This is a genomic window from Nostoc sp. 2RC, from assembly GCF_014222165.1.
Lineage (GTDB): Bacteria > Cyanobacteriota > Cyanobacteriia > Cyanobacteriales > Nostocaceae > Nostoc > Nostoc linckia.
In genome coordinates this window covers 1-21001 of the sequence record NZ_JACKZU010000122.1, presented here as the reverse complement: position 1 = coordinate 21001, position 21001 = coordinate 1, and the positions used below count along the sequence as shown (strand labels likewise).

The following is a 21001-nucleotide window of genomic DNA, read 5'->3' as shown; positions in this document are numbered from 1 at the left end:
AAGCTCAATGAAGTTGTAAAAAATATAAATGTTGACAAATTACATTCGTACAGCAATGCACAAAGCAACTTACGAGTTGCTTGAAGATGGAACTTTCTATGGCGAAATTCCAGAATGTCAAGGAGTTTGGGCAAACGCTACAACACTAGAAGCTTGCCGAGAAGATTTGCAAGATAGTCTAGAAGGATGGATTTTAGTAGGATTGCGTTTGGGTCATACTCTACCGATACTTGATGGTGTTGACCTGAATATTACCAAAGAGGTCGCCTAATGCCACCTTTTGGATCGATTAATCGACGGGATCTGATTCGTTATCTCAAAGATGCAGGTTTTGATGGGCCTTACCCAGGTGGTAAGCATCAATACATGGTAAAAGGTGAATTAAAGCTAACAATTCCCAATCCACATCAGGGAGACATCAGCGCAAGTTTACTAAGTAGAATATTACGCCAAGCTAATATAAGCAGAGATGAATGGGAAGCGTTATAAATTGTATGCCGGAACGCTCATTAGACATTTCTAAAGCTTAAAATCAAAAACTCAAAATTTGTAATATTTTATTATTTAAGTAAGATTTTTAGGCGAAGGTTTTGTTCATTTGGAAAATGGCAGCGAACGGCATCACGAACCATTTTCCATAGTGTGTCTATATCGTCAGCCTGAGTAAAAATTGATTCAGTTAAAGCCAAAATCAATTAATATTAATTTGCCGTCTTGACGGCGACGCATGATATTTTCTGGTTTGATATCTCGGTGAATTACACCGTGTTCATGGATGAACTTCAGCACAGGTAATATATCAGCTAAAAGCTGTTTTATCTTTTCTTCGTTAAAGGCTCCCTGTTGCTGCAATTCTTGTAATAAATTTTGTCCTTCAATCAATTCTTGTACCAAATAAAGCCGCTTATCTTGTTCAAAATAAGCAATGAGGCGGGGAATTTGTGGATGTTCGCCTAAGTCATATAGTCGTTTTGCTTCTTGCTTAAATAACTCAGTAGCTTTCTCAAGCGCATTAGTTCCTTGAACTTGGGGGACAAATTGCTTAATTACGCAAGGTTCATCTATTCTATCTGCGTCTCTGGCTTCATAAGTTCTGCTAAATCCACCCTCTCCCAAAAGTCGTATTACCCGAAAGCGATTTCTGAATAAAAGTGTAAGCGTTTGCCCACACTTAATGCAAAACTTATTGTTATCAGGGTTAAACGGATTTGAGCATGTGCCATTGGAACAGTAAAGCATATTTAGAAATTTATCAGCAGATGGTGTTATGTTAAGTTTTCCCATTTCCTGCCTACTCGATTTCATGATGCACTGTTGTGACTGGATTTACTTCTAGTGGTGTCTACAGTCTGAAGTTACTTTTGCTAGCGTAGTGATATAGGGTTTATCACTTCCCAGCACGAGGTTTTAATATGGCTCATTTAAATCAGCGTCGCAGCCAAAATGTCAATGGCGATTTTTATGTAGATACTACTTGTATTGATTGTGATACCTGTCGGTGGATGACTCCAGAAGTTTTTTCTCGTATTGATGAACAGTCAGCAGTTTATCATCAACCAACAAATGAAGCCCAAAGATTAGCAGCGCTAGAAGCACTTTTGGCTTGTCCTACTAGTTCTATTGGCACAATTGAAAAACCAAAAGATATCAAAGTTGCTCAAGAAAAGTTTCCGATTTTAGTAGAAGAAAATATTTATCATTGTGGCTATCATTCTGAAAAATCTTACGGTGCTGCTAGCTATTTAATTCAACTTCCAGAAGGGAATATTTTGGTGGATTCTCCTCGATTTACGCCGCCTTTAGTCAAGCGTATAGAAGAGATGGGTGGAATTCATTATATGTATTTAACTCACAGGGATGATGTTGCAGATCATCAAAAATTTGCCGAGCATTTTCAGTGTCAGCGCATCCTCCACGCTGATGAAATTTCTGCGGGAACTCGCAATGTGGAAATACAGTTAACTGGTTTTGAACCGTTTCCCTTGACTGAGGATTTATTAATTATCGTAGTTCCAGGTCATACCAAAGGACACACAGTTTTATTGTATAAAAACAAGTTTCTCTTTACTGGCGACCATCTCGCTTGGTCAGAAAGGTTGCACCAATTAGTTGCATTCCACGATGTCTGCTGGTATTCTTGGCCAGAACAAACTAAATCAATGCGTAACTTGGCTAATTACTCTTTTGAATGGGTGCTACCAGGTCATGGACGGAGGTTTCATGCTGATAGAGAAACCATGCGCCAACAGATGCAAAAGTGTATTGAATTCATGGAATCTTTGAAGTAGAGGTGCAGATTATTTTAATTGGTAAATTCTGACTCCTGAATTTACCAATTCTGCTGCAACTTATTTCTTAAAATATCTCAAACCATAACGGTCTTGATATTTGCTGATATACTCTACATTTTGTTGCTCTAATTTTGACAACAATTTAGATGAAAATTCTTTTGGTGAATATATGGGACGATACCAAGGTTGGTTATTAAAATAAGCTTGTAATTCAGGGGTATCAAAACGGCGACCGTGGCTAGCAAATATCGAATTTCGCATAATATCTAATTCAAAACCGCTTTTACCATCTAAATCTGCATCGATGACAGGTTTTTGAGAAAGCCAAAAATAAGTATTAACAGTGGTGTTCTCATTTGGCGTTGTTAACTCAGTTGGAGAAGGTGTAGGTTGAGTGGGAATAGATGGAGTTGGTGTAAATTTTGGAGTTTCTATCGCCGGACTAGGGATAGTTGATGGTGTTGGTGAAGGTGATATCGTTTTGTCTGTTATTTGTTGAGAAGGTTTTGTCAGCATTTGACCAATAATTACAGATGCACCAATTAATCCAGCTGCAATTAAACTACCGATGAGGATATTATTCTGACTATTATTTTGAGAACTTTGAGGAATTGGCTGTGGCTTTTCATGCACTGTTTGAGGTGGTGGTGCAGATACTAAAGTTGCTTGAGTTGAGACGGGTTGCGTGGGCGGAATTGGATTTGCTATGCTCAGTAAAGCATCTAGCATTGCTCTGGCTGTAGGATAGCGATCGCGTGGATGATAAGCGATCGCTCTGTCAATTATTCCTACCATCATGGGGCTAATATGACTGGCGTACTGTCGCCAAATAATTTCACCAGTTTGAGAATCTGTTTCTAATTGTTGCGCTACTCTACCAGTCAGTAAATAAATTACCGTCATTCCCAAACTATATAAATCACTCGAATAAACTGGTCTACCTGCGGCTTGTTCGCTAGGCATATACCCTGGTGTACCAATGACAATGGAACTGGTAGGATTTCCTTGGGAATTCACCACTGTTCCCATTGATTCCCGCACAGCACCAAAATCAATTAACACTGGTTTTCCGTCACGATAACGCACGATGATGTTATCGGGTTTGATGTCGCGGTGAACGATATTTTTCGAGTGGACGTAATCCAAAACAGGTAAAATATTCATGAATAATTCCAAAGCAGCAGCTTCACTAAATTGCCCTTGCTTTTGGAATTTTGCAGTTAAAGTATCACCTTCAACCCACTCCTGAACTAAATAAAATTCTCCGCCTGAAGAGAAGTAAGCATACAACGCTGGAATCTGGTCATTTGCACCACCGAGTTCTTCTAAAATCGCTGCTTCGCGTTGAAATCTCTCTTGCACTATTTGATAAATTTGCGGGTTGTTGTGAATTGGTCTTAGTTGTTTGACCACACAACGGCGCTTTGAAGGCATATAAGTGTCTTCTGCGAGGTAGGTTTGGCCAAACCCACCAGCACCCAATGTCTGGATAACTTGATAGCGATCGTTGAGCAGCTGTATTGTCATAAAAGATTACCAGCAATATTCATAAGATAGTTTTCCCAAAACTACCTTCATTTCAAATCCAGTAACCCTTGTTCTTTTAATTTAGGATTAAAGCGAATTTCTACTTGCAAACTACGCGCTTCTAATTCTTTTAAAATTTCCGCTTCTACTCGCCGCGCCACATTTTTAATAACTTTTATTTTTGCCAATTCATCATTAGCTGGATTTTGGTAATTTGCCTGTTCTTCAGATGTCATTACCTTTTTGACATCAATGGGGTTAGTCCATTTTTCCTTATAATCTCCATTTCCTGTTGGTACATTACCATTTTCAATAATCCAAGCATTTTCAATATTTTCTAAAACTGCACGACTGGGACGTTCTATAGTTTGAACTTTTACCCAATAACATTGCTGTGGTTGACGTACCAAATGCTGCTTTAGACTGAGATAAACATCACGGGAATATCCGACAAATTGTAAAGTTTTTTCTCCGTCAAAGATAGCATACACGCCGATTTTACCTTGAAATTGTTCGGGGAGTTGGCCGCGATCGCCAATATAAGGAATGTATTCCAAACTTGCCAAAGCAGGGGTATTTGTTTCAGTAGTCATAAATCAAAAACTTGCTATTACCTTTCTATTTCAAAATTTCTAGAGGAATCCTAAATCACTTAACTAAAATCTCTCTTATATCTCCTCTCTGCGTTCTCTGCGTCTGTGCGTGAAATTATTCTTCAAAATTTACGGTAAATAGCACAAAGACGACTGGGTTTAAAAATCTTAGCACTAAACATGAAATTTGGTGGTACATTAATGATGATATATTCATCAGATTCATGATACTTTTCAAACTCTGCCGGCATTCCCTTAGTAGTAGTTAAGCTATAAGGAACAGGCTGGAAAAGTAACTCCGTAAATTCAATTTTTTCACACTGTAATTGCTGGCATATTTGCTTTAAAAAAGCTTCACTAGTTAATAATTTGAATAAACTTTCTTTAGCTTGTGGTTCGAGAGTGAAACTCCCATCAAAGTTTTCAACTATTTTTAGAGGCATTTTCTCTATAGATATTAATTAACAACTCAGTGATGACATAAATTTGGCAACATTTTGTACATGCTCATACCAAAATACTGAGAAACAAAGCCTACCTTTTTCAGTGGTTGAGCTTTGTGAAAATCGTCACTTTAAGATTAGCCTATTGGATTATGGTACTTCTGTCAGCCACAAAAATAAGCTGATATGATTAAGAATCATAAAGTACAGTAGATTTTGAGAGGTAGTCCATACTTCGGATTTAATAAGTAATCAAGCGGACATGATATGAATACTCTCGCAAATTTTGAGAAATATCCGGGTAATGCATAGCCTTAGCAAGGGGAGAGTAGCGTCAGGCGAATGGGGTATCTATCGCAAACATTTTTTGAATCGGTATAACTTTCTGAAACTTTAAAATTCTTCCAAACAATAAATAAAAAAGGCAAAAGAAAATCTTCCTTTGCCTTTTTATCATTTAGATTTGGTTTTATTCGTCGTCGAAATCGTCTTCGTCTTCGTCGTCGTCTTCGTAATCTTCTTCGTCAGCAACTTCATCGGCGATTAAGTCATCGTCGTCATCTAAAATTGACCTTTCTGCACGTCGGCTACCATAACTAGGCTCTCCCAAAGTCGGAGCGTCTAAATTATAGGTACGAGCTGTGCGGTCATCTAAGACCATATCAAGGGGGTCATCAACTTCATCTAAAACACTACTGCTAATATCAGTAGCATAATCATCGATGGCACTGGTTTCTTCATAGGTATTGTAGCCAGTACCAGCCGGAATCAATCGCCCGATAATCACGTTTTCCTTTAATCCCCGCAGCCAGTCAGATTTACCTTCAATAGCTGCTTCGGTAAGTACCCGTGTCGTCTCTTGGAAGGATGCAGCAGAAATAAAGCTATCGGTGTTCAAGGATGCTTTGGTAATCCCTAATAGTACTGGGGTATACTGTGCCCTAGCACCGCCTGTGATTGCCATTGCTTCGTTCACCTGCTCAACTTGGCGCAGTTCCACCAATTCGCCGGGAAGCATTGTAGTGTCACCACCATCATCAATCCTGACTTTGTTGGTCATCTGACGCACAATTACTTCAATGTGCTTGTCGGAAATATCAATCCCTTGAGACTGATACACCATTTGCACTTCGTTCACCAAGAATGTTTGGACTTTCTGCAAAGCATGGCTAGCACAAGCATAAACCCCGTCTTCGGAACCCAAGCTAAAGAAGATTTCCAAAATTTCATGGGGGTTAGATGGCCCATCAGTCAACGGTTGTCCGGCTGAGATATGGGAGCCATCTGGGATAATTAAGTTTTGTCCGGGCCCCAGAGCATAATCTGTGACCACACCATTAGATTCTACAACCTTAATGGCGATCGCTTCATCACCATCACCGTAAACAACCTTGACTTCTCCTGCTCTTCGTGCTAAGATACACGCCTCTTTAGGTTTACGAGCTTCGAGCAATTCTTCAATCCGGGGCAAACCTTGAATAATGTCTCCGGTTTTGGCACGTTCAAATACCAACAGCACCAAGTTATCACCCCGTTGCACCAAATCACCATCTTCTATTTGCAAGACGGCACCAGGGCTGACTCGGTAGGGACGACCAAGGCGGATAGTGATAGCGTAGTTCTGAGTTTGGAGTGAGGAGTTAGCACTTTCAGAATTCACTCCTAACTCTTCGCTCTTAACTCCTAACTTTTTAACATTCGTTACTTGCCCCGATTCTTCAGTAAAAATTCCAGTGGCAACTTCTGTACCTGCTACAAGTAAGTCACCCGTCTTCACTTTCGGCTGAGTGCTGGTATTTACGGTAATCAAATCAGTTTCCCGCAACACCAAACAGCGACGGACATTTTCCGTTCCTTTTTGCACGCCGCGCACTATGCCGCCTTCTTTAGACAAGATTTGAGTGCGTGCGACTACAGAACCAGGGGCGATGGTTAGTCCATCTTGAACTTCCAGTGTTGTCTGGGTGCTACCTTGGGTGGCGTCAGCAGTAATATCTCGACGAATTACCAAGGATTCCAAAATCACTAGTTGCAAGCGTTGAATTTCTGGATCTTCGGTATCCTGTACCAATTCAATATCTGCTGCTAGGGGGGAGGCGTTATGGTCTTGTTGTTCGCCTTCTTGCTCGATTTCCAGCACTAGCTGGGTTCGCAGCAGTTCCACACCTTCTACGGATTTCACTCTTTCGGAATCCTTATAAGGTAGCCGCTGTACTGCGCGTAACTGAATAGAACGCCCAGTTTGTTGACTTACGGATGTGGTTGATGGTACATCGGGATTGTTGGGTACGGCGAACTCCACAACTGGACGACTTAACAGCGCTGGGCCTTCTGGTGTCTCCACATACTGGATATACCGTAATTCCGTGGCGACAGTGCCTTGGAACTCCTCGCCTGGTTGGACAAAGGTGTTATCTCTTCCCATAACTGCTTCAGGATCGTCCACCATCAGTAGTTCCCCTGGCTTGACGACTACTTCCCGCAGGATGTCGTTTTTCTGGGTAACTTCAATGACACCACTGTTTTGGCAGAAGATATCCTTCACAACTTCGGTGCCAGCTTCCACAAACTGACCGTCTTCTACTAACAACAAGGAGATATCTTTGTTAACTTCGTGGGTTTCTTCCGGAATCCACAACAGCGTACCGCCTTGGACAACTTCGTAACCGAGTTTGGCTTTGCCTTTTTTCTGGACTTCCACCCCTGCGAATTTCAAAAATCCACCAGTGGTTGTCCGATAGCGGTCGTCAATTAACTCAGCTACCACTTGACCATTTTGCACTTTTGTGCCTGGTGTGGCGCGGAGGTTAAATACTTGGTTGTTGCCAGTGGAAACTAGGTAGTTATTGCGCCCTTGGGAACTTTGGACTGTTACCGTTGCTTGGTCTAAGACCACAGAAGCAGTGATAATCTCAATTTCCCTGGTACTCTTACCTGGGGTAGCTTCGGGCAAACGCACCACACCGCCGTGGAGAGTAGTTAATTTGGTTTCTGCTAATACTCCATTAGAAGCGATCGCATCACCATTTTTTACCACCAATTCGGCACCAGGCGGCAAGTTGTAAACTTCACCCGACAAAATCCAAATCAAACCACCCCGTGCGGCTGTGGTTGTGGTGTTGCCTTGGCGGTCAGTTTTTTGTTCTGGAACGACCTCAGCAAATTGCACTTCCCCTGCCAAGTCAGAAGCTACATCTTTAACGGCTTTTTCTGTATTAGTCCGAGTTGTACGTCCACCAAGGGCGACTTCTGCCAACAACTGGCCTTGTTTTACTTGATTGCCATCAAATACATATAATGTAGAACCTTGAGTGAGCTGCACCTCTTGGTTGGCTGGGGTAGCATCGCCTTCTTTTTTCGGTTCCAAAATGATGACGCCGTTGGCCTCAACATACAAGGCATCTTCACCGTGGCGGGTACGATATTGTCTTGTCCGCAATTTGCGGGGAATTTTCACAGTCCCATCAATTTTAGAACGGACTTGTTGTGCCACTTCCCCGGTAAACACACCACCTGTGTGGAATGTCCGCATGGTTAGCTGGGTGCCTGGTTCGCCGATACTTTGGGCGGCAATAATCCCCACAGCTTCGCCCAAGTCCACCATCTTGGCGTGGGCTAAACTCCAGCCATAACAATGTTGACACACAGAACGTGCAGCTTCACAAGTTAAGGGACTCCGCACTACAACTTCTCCCACCCCAGACCTGCCTATTTCCTTGGCCAAGTCGTCAGAAATTGGGGTGTTGCGTGGTGCAATCACTTCTTTTGTGACTGGATGCACTACGTCTTCGCCAATTACCCGTCCCATTAAGCGATTTGCCAGAGGAATTAAAGTTTTGGCACCTTCTGTCATTGGCCGAATGGGAATACCTCTAGTGGTGCCGCAGTCAAATTCCCGAATAATCACATCCTGGGATACGTCCACCAAACGTCGGGTGAGATAACCAGAGTCAGCCGTCCGTAAGGCGGTATCTACCAATCCTTTTCTCGCACCGTAAGACGAAATAATGTATTCCGTCACCGTCAGCCCTTCGCGGAAGTTAGTTTTGATGGGCAAGTCAATAATTTCCCCTTGGGGGTCTGCCATCAGTCCCCGCATTCCCACTAATTGCCGCACTTGGGAGATGTTACCCCGCGCCCCGGAGAATGCCATCATGTAGACGGAGTTGAGGGGGTTGGTCTTTTTGAAGTGGACAACTACTTCATCTTTTAAGGCTTCACTGGTACCGTTCCAAGTATCAATTACCTTTTGGAAGCGTTCTACTTCAGTGATTTCACCCCGTTGGTAACGAGCTTCGGTGGCGCGAATTTCTTCTTCGGCTGCTTCCAGGAGCGATCGCTTGGTTGGTGGTACCATCAGGTCATCTACACTAATGGAAACCCCTGCTCTAGTGGCGTAGCGAAAACCCAAATCTTTCAATTTGTCTGCCATGACTGCGGTTCGCGCCGTACCATAATGTGTAAAAGCCCAAGAAATCAAATTTCTCAGTTGACCTTTATCTACCACCCGATTGCGAAAAATCATTTTTTCAGTCATTAGTCATTAGTCCTGAATTAATAGTTAGGAGTTAGCAGTTAAAAGTGAGGAGTTAAAAGTGAGGAGTTAGGAATAATAACTCTTAACTCATAACTCCTAACTCATAACTCCTAACTCATCACTCATCACTAACTTGCTAGCGCTTCCTGAATCGCTTTATTGTAAATAACCCGACCAGGTGTTGTACGTATATACTGTGAAACGAGATTTCCCTTAGAGTCTTCTCTGACTCGGCGGAACTTATACTTTAATGTCCGACTGCCATCTTCGTGTTCTTGTACTTCAAGAGGTTCTGTATCGGGTTGGTCTGATTCCATTTCCCCGTCAAACCGCACGTAGATATAGGCGTGCAAGTCGATTTCCTCTTGCTGGAAGGCCATAATTACGTCATCTAAGGAAGCAAAGTACTTGCCTGCGCCTTTGGTAGCACCAGGATTTTCTGCTGTTAAGTAATATGCTCCCAATACCATGTCTTGGCTAGGCGTGATAATAGGTTTACCTGTGGCTGGTGACAAAATATTGTTAGAAGCCAACATCAACAACCGGGCCTCAGCCTGACTTTCTAAAGACAGGGGTACGTGTACCGCCATTTGGTCGCCATCAAAGTCGGCGTTAAATGCCGGACACACCAAAGGATGCAGTTGAATTGCTCTCCCTTCCACCAAAATCGGTTCAAAAGACTGAATACCCAAGCGGTGCAACGTCGGTGCCCGGTTAAGTAGCACTGGGTGTCCTTCAATTACTTCTTCCAGTACATCCCAAACACTAGGATCGTTACGTGATATCAGCTTTTTCGCAGCCTTAATGTTATTCACCATGCCACTGCGAATAAGGCGGTTAATCACAAATGGTTGAAATAGCTCAATTGCCATTTCTCTGGGCAAACCGCACTGGTGAATTTTCAGTTTTGGCCCCACCACAATTACCGAACGTCCAGAGTAGTCTACTCGTTTACCTAACAAGTTTTGTCTGAAACGTCCTTGCTTACCTTCAATAATGTCGGACAAGGATTTCAAGGGTCGGTTATTTGCCCCCACCACAGTCCGTCCGCGGCGACCATTGTCAATTAAAGCATCCACCGCTTCTTGCAGCATCCGCTTTTCGTTCCGCACAATAATCTCTGGCGCTAAAATTTCTTGCAAGCGTGCCAAACGATTATTGCGGTTAATTACCCGCCGATACAAGTCATTCAAATCGCTAGTGGCAAACCGTCCGCCATCTAGCTGCACCATTGGGCGCAAGTCCGGGGGAATTACGGGAATAACTGCCATCACCATCCACTCTGGTTTAGAACCAGTAGCAATGAAGTTGTCAATTACCCGCAATCGTTTAATTAACTTAGCTCGCTTTTGTCCCTTAGCATTACCAATTTCTTCCCGCAGGCTTTCAGCTTCTTGCTCTAAATTGATATCCGCAAGCAAGCGCAGCAGTGCTTCGGCACCAATGCCCACTTCCACGCCCTGTAGCTGAGAATCTTCACTATAAATTTGGTCTTCAATTTCCAGCCACTGGTCTTCACTTAGTAGCTGTTTGTAACTTAAAGTTTCGGCATTGCCTGGGCTTAAGACAACATAAGAGTTGAAATAGACAATTTGCTCCACATCCCGCAAGGGCATATCCAGCAGGATGGAAATATAACTAGGAATGCCTTTGAGATACCAGACGTGAGCTACTGGTGCAGCGAGTTTGATGTAGCCCATCCGGTGACGACGCACCCGTGATTCGGTAACTTCTACACCACAGCGCTCGCAAACAATACCTCTGTGACGGACTCTTTTATACTTGCCGCAATGACATTCCCAATCTTTTGCAGGGCCAAAGATGCGCTCGCAGAATAAGCCATCCATTTCTGGCTTGAGAGTCCGGTAATTAATCGTTTCTGGCTTGGTGACTTCACCAACAACCTGACCATTGGGCAAAGTTCTCTCGCCCCACTGGCGAATGCGTTCTGGTGATGCTAAGCCGATTTTTACGTAATCAAACTGATTAGTTTGGGCTGGTCTCATACTTTAAGTGCTGAGTTTTGAGTTATGAGTATATTTAGTTTTAAGTTAGTAGCTAGGAGTTAGGAGTTATGAGTTAGGAGTTATGAGTTATTAGTAAAACTTTTCATTAGTTTTTACTCCTCACTCCTCACTCCTAACTTTTAACTCCTCACTCCTCACTTTCTATTCATCATCTTCCAGCGATTCGCGGGAAAGAGATTCGTAGGTGGGTCTGGGAGGTGTACGGCGAGCTGATTGGTCTGCCATTAAATCGACTTCCACATCTAAAGAACTACCGTCTGCTTGGGTTTCTACCTTGTGTACGGCAATGTCTAAGCCCAAGGATTGTAATTCGCGCATTAGCACCTTAAAGGATTCTGGTGTTCCCGGTCGAGGAATTGCCTTACCTTTAACGATCGCATTTAAAGCTTCATTCCGTCCTTGCATATCGTCAGATTTCACTGTCAGCAATTCCTGTAAGGTGTAAGCCGCACCGAAGGCTTCCAATGCCCACACTTCCATTTCCCCAAACCGCTGACCACCCTGTTGGGCTTTACCACCCAATGGTTGCTGGGTCACCAGTGAGTACGGGCCTGTGGAACGGGCGTGGATCTTATCATCTACCAAATGCACCAGTTTCAGCATGTAAGCCACACCAACGGTGATTGGTCTGTCAAAGGCTTCGCCTGTACGCCCATCAAACAGCATGATTTTACCTGGGTCATCTGGGTTATATACCCAGTCTTTGCTTGTTTCATCCCGTGCTTCTTGCAATTTGCCATGCACGATTCTCCGGGATGATTCTTCACCATACATTTCATCAAAGGGAGTAATCTTAAATCGCACTCCCAAGGTATGACCAGCCCAACCCAACAGGCACTCAAATACTTGTCCGACGTTCATCCGGCTGGGTACACCCAGGGGGTTAAGTACGATGTCCACTGGCGAACCATCGGGTAAATAAGGCATATCTTCCGCTGGCAAAATTCGAGAAATAATCCCTTTATTACCGTGGCGTCCTGCCATTTTGTCGCCGACTTGGATTTTGCGTTTTTGGGCGACATACACCCGGACTACCATGTTGGCTCCTGGTGGCAATTCATCGCCTTGTTCGCGGGTAAACAAGCGCACGTCAACTACGCGCCCTTTTTCACCATTGGGTACTCGCAGGGAATTGTCTCGTACATCCCGCGCTTTTTCACCGAAAATTGCCCGCAACAGTTTTTCTTCTGGTGGTTGGTCGGATTCACCTTTTGGTGTGACTTTGCCCACCAAAATATCCCCAGCTTCTACCCATGCCCCAATGCGGATGATCCCTTGTTCGTCTAACTGACGTAAGGCGTCTTCCCCGACGTTGGGAATTTCTCTGGTGATTTCTTCTGGCCCCAGTTTTGTCTGTCTAGCTTCAATTTCATATTTTTCAATGTGAATTGAAGTGTAAATATCATCCTGTACCAGTCGCTCAGAAATTAAAATTGCGTCTTCGTAGTTGTAGCCTTCCCAAGGCATGTAAGCAACGACGATATTTTGTCCCAGCGCCAATTCTCCGCCTTCGGTGGAGGAGCCGTCAGCCAGTACTTGACCTGCTACCACTTTTTCGCCAATGCGAACCAAGGGCTTTTGGTTCAAACAAGTGTCTTGGTTTGAGCGTTGGTATTTAGAAAGTGGATATCTAATTTCTGTGGTGTTGGGTTTGGGACGCACCCGAATTTCTGTCGCATCTACATAGGTGACATCGCCATCGGTACGCGATACAATTACCATCCCGGAGTCTCTTGCACCTTGGGCTTCCAAACCTGTGCCCACTAACGGCCGCTCTGGCTTCAACAGGGGTACTGCTTGCCGTTGCATGTTTGACCCCATCAGCGCTCGGTTGGCGTCATCATGCTCCAAGAAGGGAATCATACTGGTAGCTACAGACACAATTTGTACGGGAGACACCGCTACGTAGTCTACTTGCTCTGGTGTTGTGGTGGAGAATTCCTGGCGATAGCGTACTGGTACTTGCGGCCCAATAATGTGCCCATTTTCGTCTACGGGAATATCTCCAGGAGCAACCCGCAAATCGTCTTCTTCATCGGCTGTCATGTAGACTGGTGCCAAGTCAAATCTGACCCGTGCATTTTCCACTGGTCTAAATGGCGTTTCCAAGAAACCGTATTGGTTCACCCGTGCGTGGGTGGCCAAGGAGCCAATCAAGCCAGCGTTGGGGCCTTCTGGTGTTTCAATGGGGCAAATACGTCCGTAGTGGCTAGGATGGATATCTCGCACGGCAAACCCAGCACGTTCGCGAGTTAGACCACCAGGGCCGAGGGCGCTCAAGCGGCGTTTGTGAGTCAGTTCTGCTAAGGGATTGGTTTGATCCATGAACTGACTTAATTGGCTAGAACCAAAGAATTCTTTAATTGCTGCTACCAGTGGTTTGGGGTTTACCAAGGAAGCAGGAGTTAACACTTCAGCATCAGATACGGTCATCCGTTCCCGAATGATTCTCTCTAGGCGATTTAAGCCTACCCGTACTTGGTTTTGCAGCAATTCGCCTACGCTTCTGACGCGACGGTTACCTAAGTGGTCGATGTCATCGATGTTGCCGATGTCATACTCTAGATTTATTAGGTAATCCACGGCTGCTAAAATATCGCTGGAGGTTAGCACGCGCATGGTGTCGGGGACAGAAAGGCGCAATTTTTTGTTGAGCTTATAACGACCAACTCGTCCCAAGTCATAACGTTTTGGGTCAAAGAAACGGGAGTCTAAAAGCTGTTGTCCGCCTAACACTGTGGGTGGTTCACCGGGACGCAGCTTGCGATATAACTCCATCAAGGCTTCTTCTTCCGAAAATTGCCCTTCTTTTTCGATGGTTTTCTGGAAATATTCCGGATGGCGTAAGGCGTCAAAGATTTCGTTATCTGATAAGCCTAAAGCTTTTAAGAGTACTTGGGCTGAGAGTTTGCGGGTTTTGTCGATGCGTACCCACACGAGATCGTTACGGTCTGTTTCAAATTTCAGCCATGCTCCCCGGTTGGGAATTAAGCTAGCAGAATAAGTACGTCGCCCGTTTTTATCGATTTCTGATTTGTAGTAAACTCCTGGCGATCGCACTATCTGGTTGACAATCACCCGCTCGGCTCCGTTGATAATAAAGGTGCCGCGATCGGTCATTAAAGGCAAGTCTCCAATGAATACCTCTTGCTCTTTGATTTCCCCGGTTTCCTTATTTATCAAGCGTGTGGGAACATACATTTGAACTGCATAAGTACTATCGCGCCGTTTAGCTTCTTCAACGCTGTACTTTGGCTCTTTGAGTTTGTAGTTTTGACCCAAAAAATGTAGTTCCAGTTTGCCCGTGTAATCTGTGATCGGACTAAAGGAGTTGAGTTCTTCTATCAGACCTTCTTCCAAAAACCAGCGGAAGCTTGAGCGCTGGATTTCAATCAAGTCGGGCAATAGAAAGGCGGGTTCCATATATGTTTCTTTAGTCATGCCTCTACCTTTGTCAACCTGGTTAAATTTTCCCTTGGACACTTGCTGTTTAATCCTTCCCACTACTAGCCAGTGTCCTAGCTGTTTGGGAACTTTTCTTTATACACCTATCTATTTACAAGTGGGAGCCAACACAGCGACCAAAGCTGGAATCAAGGATTTTACCAAAGGGGTAATCGCTTCTAATGGTGAGTGGAGAACAGACAAATAGGTGTAGGAAAACTTTTGCCTAGTCCCCAATCCCCAATTAAAATATTCCTGAATTCGATCTACTTTCCTCACTTCCCCTCCAAAAAGCGCGTTAATTTGCTGACGCAGCTCTACAGGGTGTGTCTCAAATCCACACCGCTATTTATACTCTCAGTGATATCCTAGATATCTTGAGTTTGAGGAAACTATCCGCATTTTCTCGGCTTTGAATCAGAATCACTTTATTTTGCTGGATTGTAATCACAAGACAATTTCATTTAAGGATTTTGTATAGATTAAATACACACTAAGCCGATATTGTGCATAATTATGGCTCAACCTTAGTTGTCACGGTCATTCATGTGTCGAGAGCATCCCCTTGTAGAGATTTGTGGAGGATGGCCAAGCCTAATAACAGCACGGTAAATTAAACTTAGAAGTTTTACGTTCCTTCCTTTATCATTATGGCGCAAGCAAAATGTTTTGGAGGGAATGATCTTAGCATATTTTTGTCCTCCTAGAGTTTTATTTGTTTGTAAGCAACTGGATAAAATAGACCAAAGAACACTTTATAATGACAAACCGAATAATTTGCAGGCATTTTGGGTAGTAGCTTGGGCGATGGCTTCCACAGATTCCTGACGCAGTTTTGCCACTTGCTCTGCAACATAACGAACGTAAGCAGGCTCGTTACGTTTTTCGCCACGTTTGGGAACCGGAGCCAAAAAAGGGCAATCTGTTTCGATCAATAACCGATCGCTACTTACCATGGCCGCTGAGGATTGAATATCTTTAGCATTTTTGAACGTTACTGTTCCGCTAAAGCTGATGTAAAAGCCCAAGTCGAGAAACCATTGGGTTTGTTCTGGCGTTCCTCCCCAACAATGCATAACACCACGTACTGTTTCTCCCTTTAGCGATCGCCATTTTTGCAATATTTCTTTGGTAACGGATGCAGCATCGCGGCAATGGATAATTACTGGTAAATCGAGTTCAGATGCGATCGCTAATTGCGATTCAAACACCATGTACTGTTGCTGATAGTTATCAGCTTTGTAAAAATCCAGTCCCATTTCCCCAATTGCCACCACGTTGGAGTCCGATTTCGCCAAATATCTGATTTTCTCAGCTGTGTCGCTATTCCATCGATCCGCATCCAAAGGATGCAATCCCACAGCAAAGCTGATTTCTGGAAACTGACGCGCTAAGGACTGAATGCTGGAAAACTCCTCCGGGTGAACGCAGGAATGAACTAAACGTACTACACCTGCTTGCTGCCACCGCGATCGCACTGCTGCTAAATCTGGCTGAAAATTCTCAAAGTTGAGATGGACGTGGGTGTCTATCAATTGCATCGTTTGTCCTTTGTCTTGTCTTACAAAGTTCCCATCCAAAGAAGCCTTGGCTCAAGGCCACTTGCTTTCCGACGCAAGGCGACAGTAATGCAGTGGCTCGACTTGGCGCTTTGTCGGTTGCCATTTGTCAGTTGCCCTCTTTTACAAAGTTCCCATCCAAGGAAGCCTTGGCTCAAGGCCACTTGCTTTCCGACGCAAGGCGACAGTAACGCAGTGGCTCGACTTGACGCTTTGTCCTTTGCTAATGACTAATGACCAATGACCAAGGACAAATGACTACTCAGCTGTCTGTGTGAGGGGTTTTAGCTTAGTCGCCAATTTTGACTTTTTCCTAGCCCCATTATTGGGGTGAAGCACACCCCGTTTTACTGCTTTATCGATTTTGCTATAAGCCTCAGATAACTTCGACTGCACTTCTTGTTTTAATTCTGGGGTAGGATTGGCAGCATAGACAGTTACAGCATTCAAGTATTTTTTCATCAGCGTCTTTACAGCTGATTTGTAAGCTTTATTACGCAGTCGGTTGCGTTCTGCGATTTCGGCACGCTTAAGAGCAGACTTTGTATTCGCCACAGTCAATTCCAGAAACTAATACTAATATGTACACACACTACTAGATTTACTAATATAGCATCCAAATTGCCAATGTTAGAATTTCCTAAAAAAATTATGCCATTGGGTAGTAGGGAGTGGGGAGATGGAGGAGTAAAAGGAGCAGGGGAAAAGGTTAAGGGGAAAAGAGAAAAGCAATAAATTTCATCTTTCCCCTTTCCCCCTTACCCCTTACCCTTTCCCCATTCATTAGCCCCATGCTCCATTTACCAAGTCTCCAATTCAGTGTGCCGCTAATTAAGTAAATACGTTAAAATCAAATCTATGAATAAAATAGTAACCCTAACTCACCACCCGATGGAGCAGTGCAATTACCAACACCATCTGTCATGAGAGCAGATAATAAAAGGTAAAAAACTGTAATACAGCTAAATTTCAGGGACTTTTAACTATAGAACCCATATTTCATGTCTGTACACATGTTAACTACTAAAAGTTAGTTATAGTTAAACCCTATCCTCTGTAAATGCAGGGGATTTAATGGGCAACCACACAACCTTTAACTCTTTTAGGAGTTAGGGTAACGGCATAAGGATAGTGGGAAATGGCACTCCTCTTTCCTGTGGATCTGCAACTTAGGCAGATTCCGATTAAACAAGCAAGTAGCCTTTTCGAGTCAACCATCTGCTGGCAACCTTAGGAGTATCAAAAAAATCCAGGTTAAGCTAGAGAAGAGAATTAAAGTCAGCCTCCACACCCAGTAGGGCGGAAAGCTTTCGCTAAATCTCAGGTGGCAATATTATAATTTTGGCATTGTCCTTACTCCATGCTGCGAATCATTACTCAGCAGGCAGACGTTAGAGCAGAACTACAACGAATCTGCGATCGCACCCATGACGAACAGGTGCCCAACAAAGAAGCAACTGTGCGGGAAGTCTTGCAAGCAGTCAAGCGCCAAGGCGATAAAGCTGTACTGCATTACACCGCCGAATTTGACAAACAAACCCTTAAGCCAGAAGAACTCCGTGTAACAGGGTCGGAACTGGATGCAGCCTACCAACAGGTGTCAAAGGAGTTGATGGGGGCAATTCGGCTAGCTTCCCGCCAAATTGAAGCATTTCATCGTCAGCGAGTCCCGAAAAGCTGGGTGCATTTTGGCGATGATGAAGTGGTACTAGGCAAACGCTACACCCCTGTAGACCGAGCGGGGCTGTACGTACCTGGAGGCCGTGCTTCCTATCCCAGTACAGTACTGATGAATGCAATTCCGGCAAAGGTAGCTGCCGTACCTCGCATAGTGATGGTAACGCCACCAGGCCCTGGAGGTGCAATTAACCCGGCAGTTTTGGTAGCTGCTCAAGAAGCAGGGGTACAAGAAATTTATCGTGTAGGCGGGGCACAAGCCATTGCTGCTTTAGCCTATGGCACAGAAACAATTCCGAAAGTGAATGTGATTACTGGCCCTGGTAACATTTATGTTACCCTAGCGAAAAAACTTGTCTACGGCACTGTTGGTATTGATTCTTTGGCAGGGCCTAGCGAAGTGCTAGTGATTGCCGATGAAACAGCAAATCCAGTGCATGTGGCTGCTGATTTATTAGCTCAAGCCGAACACGATCCGATGGCGGCGGCTATTTTGCTGACCACAGATGCAGCTTTAGCAAAGAATGTGCAGGTAGCTTTGGAAAGACAGCTGGTGGATCATCCACGGCGCATAGACACAGAAAAAGCCATCGCTCACTACGGCTTGATTATCGTTGTGGAATCTTTAACAGCTGCCGCAGAACTGTCTAACGAATTTGCCCCAGAACATCTAGAATTAGAAGTCAAAGACCCTTGGGCGCTACTACCACAGATTCGCCATGCTGGAGCAATCTTTTTGGGTTACTCAACACCAGAAGCAGTGGGGGATTATTTGGCAGGCCCCAACCATACATTACCTACTTCTGGTGCTGCTCGATATGCTTCAGCTCTGGGAGTTGAAACTTTCCTCAAACACTCTAGTATTATTCAATACTCCCAAACCGCGCTGGAAAATATGGCTAATGCCATTGATGTCCTAGCAACAGCAGAGGGTTTACCTTCTCATGCTGATTCAGTGCGACGCCGAATTCAGCAAGAAGAGTGATGCTTCAAACTAAAACTTTGGACAGCGATACCTACAGTGAGTTACGCTAACGCACAACCTTGCAAAAAGGCGATCGCTGAAACTAAATTGTTGAGATCAAACTAGACAACAATCGATGTTTTGTCTTGGATAAAACTTGTTAAACTTGGGATAACGCAAAAACCAAGCGCAAAAATCAAAGTTTGAGAAGCTGTCAAAAACTTTTCAGAGTAGTCCTGCCTGTTGTATGGTAGTCGAGAAAAGTAGAGATTTTAATAGGACTGAAAATCACGGATTAAAATCACAAAGTTTCTCAATCTTCCAAACATACAACCTCAAATGGGATAAGTTCTATCCGATTTTCAACTTGGCAACTGGCGAGTGACTATACTGCTAACATCAAGCAGGAAGCAATCAGGAGAAAGTTAAACAAAGTTATAACACTGTTTAACTCTGGCCAACGTGTTGTAGAACGGTTTACTCTTTAGGGGGACGATAGGGGTGCTAAATACTGTTTTGGTAGCTCTGGACGGTTCGGAAATTGCAGAACAAGTAATCCAGACTTTAGATGATTTGGCTTTTTCTCAAGACGCCAGGGTTATTCTTTGCCATGTATTTCCCACGCCAGACTCAGAGATTGAGCTACCTGCCGATCGCCCTCAGTCAGAGTCCCCGACATTCTGTTATTTTCATATTGAAAAACAGCTGCAATCTTATCAGGAAAAATTAGCAGTTAAAAGTGAATTAGAACTGGTAACAGGCGATCCTGCGGAAGAAATTATTCGCCTTGCCAACATTTACAAAACTGAATTGATTGTAATTGGCAGTCGTGGATTGATAGGGATGAAGCGAATAGTTCAGGGTTCTGTTAGCAGCCAAGTTGTGGAAGAAGCTAATTGTTCAGTATTGGTGGTAAAGCATAACTAGAATCAAGGGGCTTCTAAGTAAAAAAATATTTTATTATTGTTAATAGCTGACTGTTGACTGTTCACAGTCAAAAAATTGAAGTGGAATAATTTAAGTAAGTCAGCACAATAATGACATTAATCGAAGAATTATACTAACCAGTAGAGTTTGTTGATAGTCAACATATTGAGTCTAAATTTTTCCAGAGTTAATATCAACAGCCCAGCAAGTGCTATTTGCTGATTGAGGGCGATCGCTAATCATAACTTACAAATAAAATAGGGGACTGGGGACTGTCTAAAAAAAATAAATACCCAATCCCTAATTCCTAATTCAACGTCTTTGAGTTGCTAAAAACTGACGCAAACTCAATAAACTCAGGGTTTGACCCAAATTCAGGGGCAAAACTGACACTCCTTCCAAGCGGGACTGTACCCAACCATCTCCCCAGTACCATTCGTGAAAACCATCAATACCTCCGGACAGCAACAAACGGAGGCAATTGGATTTGACAACATCCACATGATGATGAATGGCAACTGGCCCAGTCCAGGTAGTAAATTCAAATCCAGGAAGCAATTCTTCTGGCATTCCTGGGGCAAAGCGTTGCCCTACAAGCCATTTTGTTAATTGCGGTGGATGCACTAGACTGTCATGAATTGCATCTGTTGGTGCTTCGATTTCTATTCGCAGTTGGCTTTGTTGAAAATTACCCAGCATTTTTACAGGATTACCTAAAGGTTAGACATTGCTATTTCTAATTTAGTCATTAGTCATAGGGTATGGGGCATTGGGCATGGGGCAGAGGGGAAAAACTCATCTTCGCTGCTTCCAAATACAGTTCGGTTAAAGGGGAAAGGGCAAAGGGCAAAGGGGAAAGGTTTCAAATACATCCTTTACCCGTTAACCTTTTCCCAGACCACAAGGAAAGTTCATACTGCTTATCCGAACCGTATTTGCCCTGCCTCCCCTGCTCCTTCTACTCCCCCATCTCCCCTATCTCCTCATCTCCCCATCTCCCCATCTCCCCATC

The 21001-nt window shown here is 43.9% G+C and carries 14 protein-coding genes and 1 pseudogene; 5 read left to right on the top strand and 10 right to left on the bottom strand.

What is annotated here, in order from left to right; genetic code table 11:
* Nucleotides 1-28: 28 nt before the first annotated feature.
* Together GNE10_RS15590 and GNE10_RS15585 are read left to right on the top strand one after the other, a co-directional pair.
* Nucleotides 29-271 (top strand): type II toxin-antitoxin system HicB family antitoxin, encoded by a 243-nt coding sequence (locus GNE10_RS15590; protein WP_185565961.1) that lies wholly within the window; start codon nt 29-31, stop codon nt 269-271.
* On the top strand, nt 271-489 hold the full coding sequence (locus tag GNE10_RS15585) for a type II toxin-antitoxin system HicA family toxin (RefSeq protein ID WP_185565960.1): 219 nt from the start codon (nt 271-273) through the stop codon (nt 487-489). The genes GNE10_RS15590 and GNE10_RS15585 overlap by 1 nt, the downstream gene beginning before the upstream one ends.
* A gap of 195 nt (nt 490-684) precedes the next feature.
* Here GNE10_RS15585 and GNE10_RS15580 read toward each other — a convergent pair.
* Nucleotides 685-1239, bottom strand: a pseudogene (locus tag GNE10_RS15580) (protein kinase); the annotation flags it as partial.
* 173 nt (nt 1240-1412) lie between these two features.
* On the opposite strand from GNE10_RS15580, the gene GNE10_RS15575 reads away from it, so the two are divergent.
* Nucleotides 1413-2288 (top strand): MBL fold metallo-hydrolase, encoded by an 876-nt coding sequence (locus GNE10_RS15575; protein WP_185565959.1) that lies wholly within the window; start codon nt 1413-1415, stop codon nt 2286-2288.
* A gap of 60 nt (nt 2289-2348) precedes the next feature.
* Here the strand turns inward: GNE10_RS15575 and GNE10_RS15570 are convergent, their stop codons facing one another.
* The 8 genes from GNE10_RS15570 to rpsT all read right to left on the bottom strand — a co-directional run bounded on the left by GNE10_RS15570 (nt 2349) and on the right by rpsT (nt 16976).
* Complete coding sequence (locus GNE10_RS15570; protein WP_185565958.1) at nt 2349-3818, bottom strand: protein kinase domain-containing protein; 1470 nt, start codon at nt 3816-3818, stop codon at nt 2349-2351.
* Nucleotides 3819-3865: 47 nt separating this feature from the next.
* Nucleotides 3866-4411 (bottom strand): GIY-YIG nuclease family protein, encoded by a 546-nt coding sequence (locus tag GNE10_RS15565; protein ID WP_185565957.1) that lies wholly within the window; start codon nt 4409-4411, stop codon nt 3866-3868.
* Nucleotides 4412-4533: 122 nt separating this feature from the next.
* Nucleotides 4534-4854, bottom strand: a complete 321-nt coding sequence (locus tag GNE10_RS15560) for a hypothetical protein (RefSeq protein ID WP_185565956.1) — start codon at nt 4852-4854, stop codon at nt 4534-4536.
* Between the two features lie 469 nt (nt 4855-5323).
* The gene (locus GNE10_RS15555; RefSeq protein WP_185565955.1) at nt 5324-9391 is read right to left on the bottom strand and encodes a DNA-directed RNA polymerase subunit beta''; all 4068 of its coding nucleotides are present in this window, start codon (nt 9389-9391) and stop codon (nt 5324-5326) included.
* Between the two features lie 128 nt (nt 9392-9519).
* On the bottom strand, nt 9520-11397 hold the full coding sequence (locus tag GNE10_RS15550) for a DNA-directed RNA polymerase subunit gamma (protein WP_099067222.1): 1878 nt from the start codon (nt 11395-11397) through the stop codon (nt 9520-9522).
* A gap of 162 nt (nt 11398-11559) precedes the next feature.
* The gene (gene rpoB, locus GNE10_RS15545; RefSeq protein WP_185565954.1) at nt 11560-14859 is read right to left on the bottom strand and encodes a DNA-directed RNA polymerase subunit beta; all 3300 of its coding nucleotides are present in this window, start codon (nt 14857-14859) and stop codon (nt 11560-11562) included.
* 758 nt (nt 14860-15617) lie between these two features.
* Nucleotides 15618-16403: a TatD family hydrolase gene (locus tag GNE10_RS15540; RefSeq protein ID WP_185565953.1), complete on the bottom strand. Its 786-nt coding sequence runs from the start codon at nt 16401-16403 to the stop codon at nt 15618-15620.
* A 276-nt stretch (nt 16404-16679) separates the two neighbouring features.
* Nucleotides 16680-16976, bottom strand: a complete 297-nt coding sequence (gene rpsT / locus GNE10_RS15535; RefSeq protein WP_185565952.1) for a 30S ribosomal protein S20 — start codon at nt 16974-16976, stop codon at nt 16680-16682.
* Between the two features lie 805 nt (nt 16977-17781).
* On the opposite strand from rpsT, the gene hisD reads away from it, so the two are divergent.
* Nucleotides 17782-19083 (top strand): histidinol dehydrogenase, encoded by a 1302-nt coding sequence (hisD, locus tag GNE10_RS15530; protein ID WP_185565951.1) that lies wholly within the window; start codon nt 17782-17784, stop codon nt 19081-19083.
* Between the two features lie 480 nt (nt 19084-19563).
* Nucleotides 19564-19989: a universal stress protein gene (locus GNE10_RS15525; RefSeq protein ID WP_185565950.1), complete on the top strand. Its 426-nt coding sequence runs from the start codon at nt 19564-19566 to the stop codon at nt 19987-19989.
* Between the two features lie 312 nt (nt 19990-20301).
* On the opposite strand, the gene GNE10_RS15520 is transcribed toward GNE10_RS15525, so the two are convergent.
* Nucleotides 20302-20688 carry a hypothetical protein gene (locus GNE10_RS15520; RefSeq protein WP_185565949.1) on the bottom strand — a complete coding sequence of 129 codons (387 nt, stop codon included), beginning with the start codon at nt 20686-20688 and terminating at the stop codon, nt 20302-20304.
* Nucleotides 20689-21001: the final 313 nt, after the last annotated feature.

Excerpts from the sequence above, each read along its gene's own strand:
- GNE10_RS15590 (WP_185565961.1), top strand. The coding sequence starts at position 29 with ATGTTGACAAATTACATTCGTACAGCAATGCACAAAGCAACTTACGAG.
- GNE10_RS15585 (WP_185565960.1), top strand. The coding sequence starts at position 271 with ATGCCACCTTTTGGATCGATTAATCGACGGGATCTGATTCGTTATCTC.
- GNE10_RS15575 (WP_185565959.1), top strand. The coding sequence starts at position 1,413 with ATGGCTCATTTAAATCAGCGTCGCAGCCAAAATGTCAATGGCGATTTT.
- GNE10_RS15570 (WP_185565958.1), bottom strand. The coding sequence starts at position 3,818 with ATGACAATACAGCTGCTCAACGATCGCTATCAAGTTATCCAGACATTG.
- GNE10_RS15565 (WP_185565957.1), bottom strand. The coding sequence starts at position 4,411 with ATGACTACTGAAACAAATACCCCTGCTTTGGCAAGTTTGGAATACATT.
- GNE10_RS15560 (WP_185565956.1), bottom strand. The coding sequence starts at position 4,854 with ATGCCTCTAAAAATAGTTGAAAACTTTGATGGGAGTTTCACTCTCGAA.
- GNE10_RS15555 (WP_185565955.1), bottom strand. The coding sequence starts at position 9,391 with ATGACTGAAAAAATGATTTTTCGCAATCGGGTGGTAGATAAAGGTCAA.
- GNE10_RS15550 (WP_099067222.1), bottom strand. The coding sequence starts at position 11,397 with ATGAGACCAGCCCAAACTAATCAGTTTGATTACGTAAAAATCGGCTTA.
- rpoB (WP_185565954.1), bottom strand. The coding sequence starts at position 14,859 with ATGACTAAAGAAACATATATGGAACCCGCCTTTCTATTGCCCGACTTG.
- GNE10_RS15540 (WP_185565953.1), bottom strand. The coding sequence starts at position 16,403 with ATGCAATTGATAGACACCCACGTCCATCTCAACTTTGAGAATTTTCAG.
- hisD (WP_185565951.1), top strand. The coding sequence starts at position 17,782 with ATGCTGCGAATCATTACTCAGCAGGCAGACGTTAGAGCAGAACTACAA.
- GNE10_RS15520 (WP_185565949.1), bottom strand. The coding sequence starts at position 20,688 with ATGCTGGGTAATTTTCAACAAAGCCAACTGCGAATAGAAATCGAAGCA.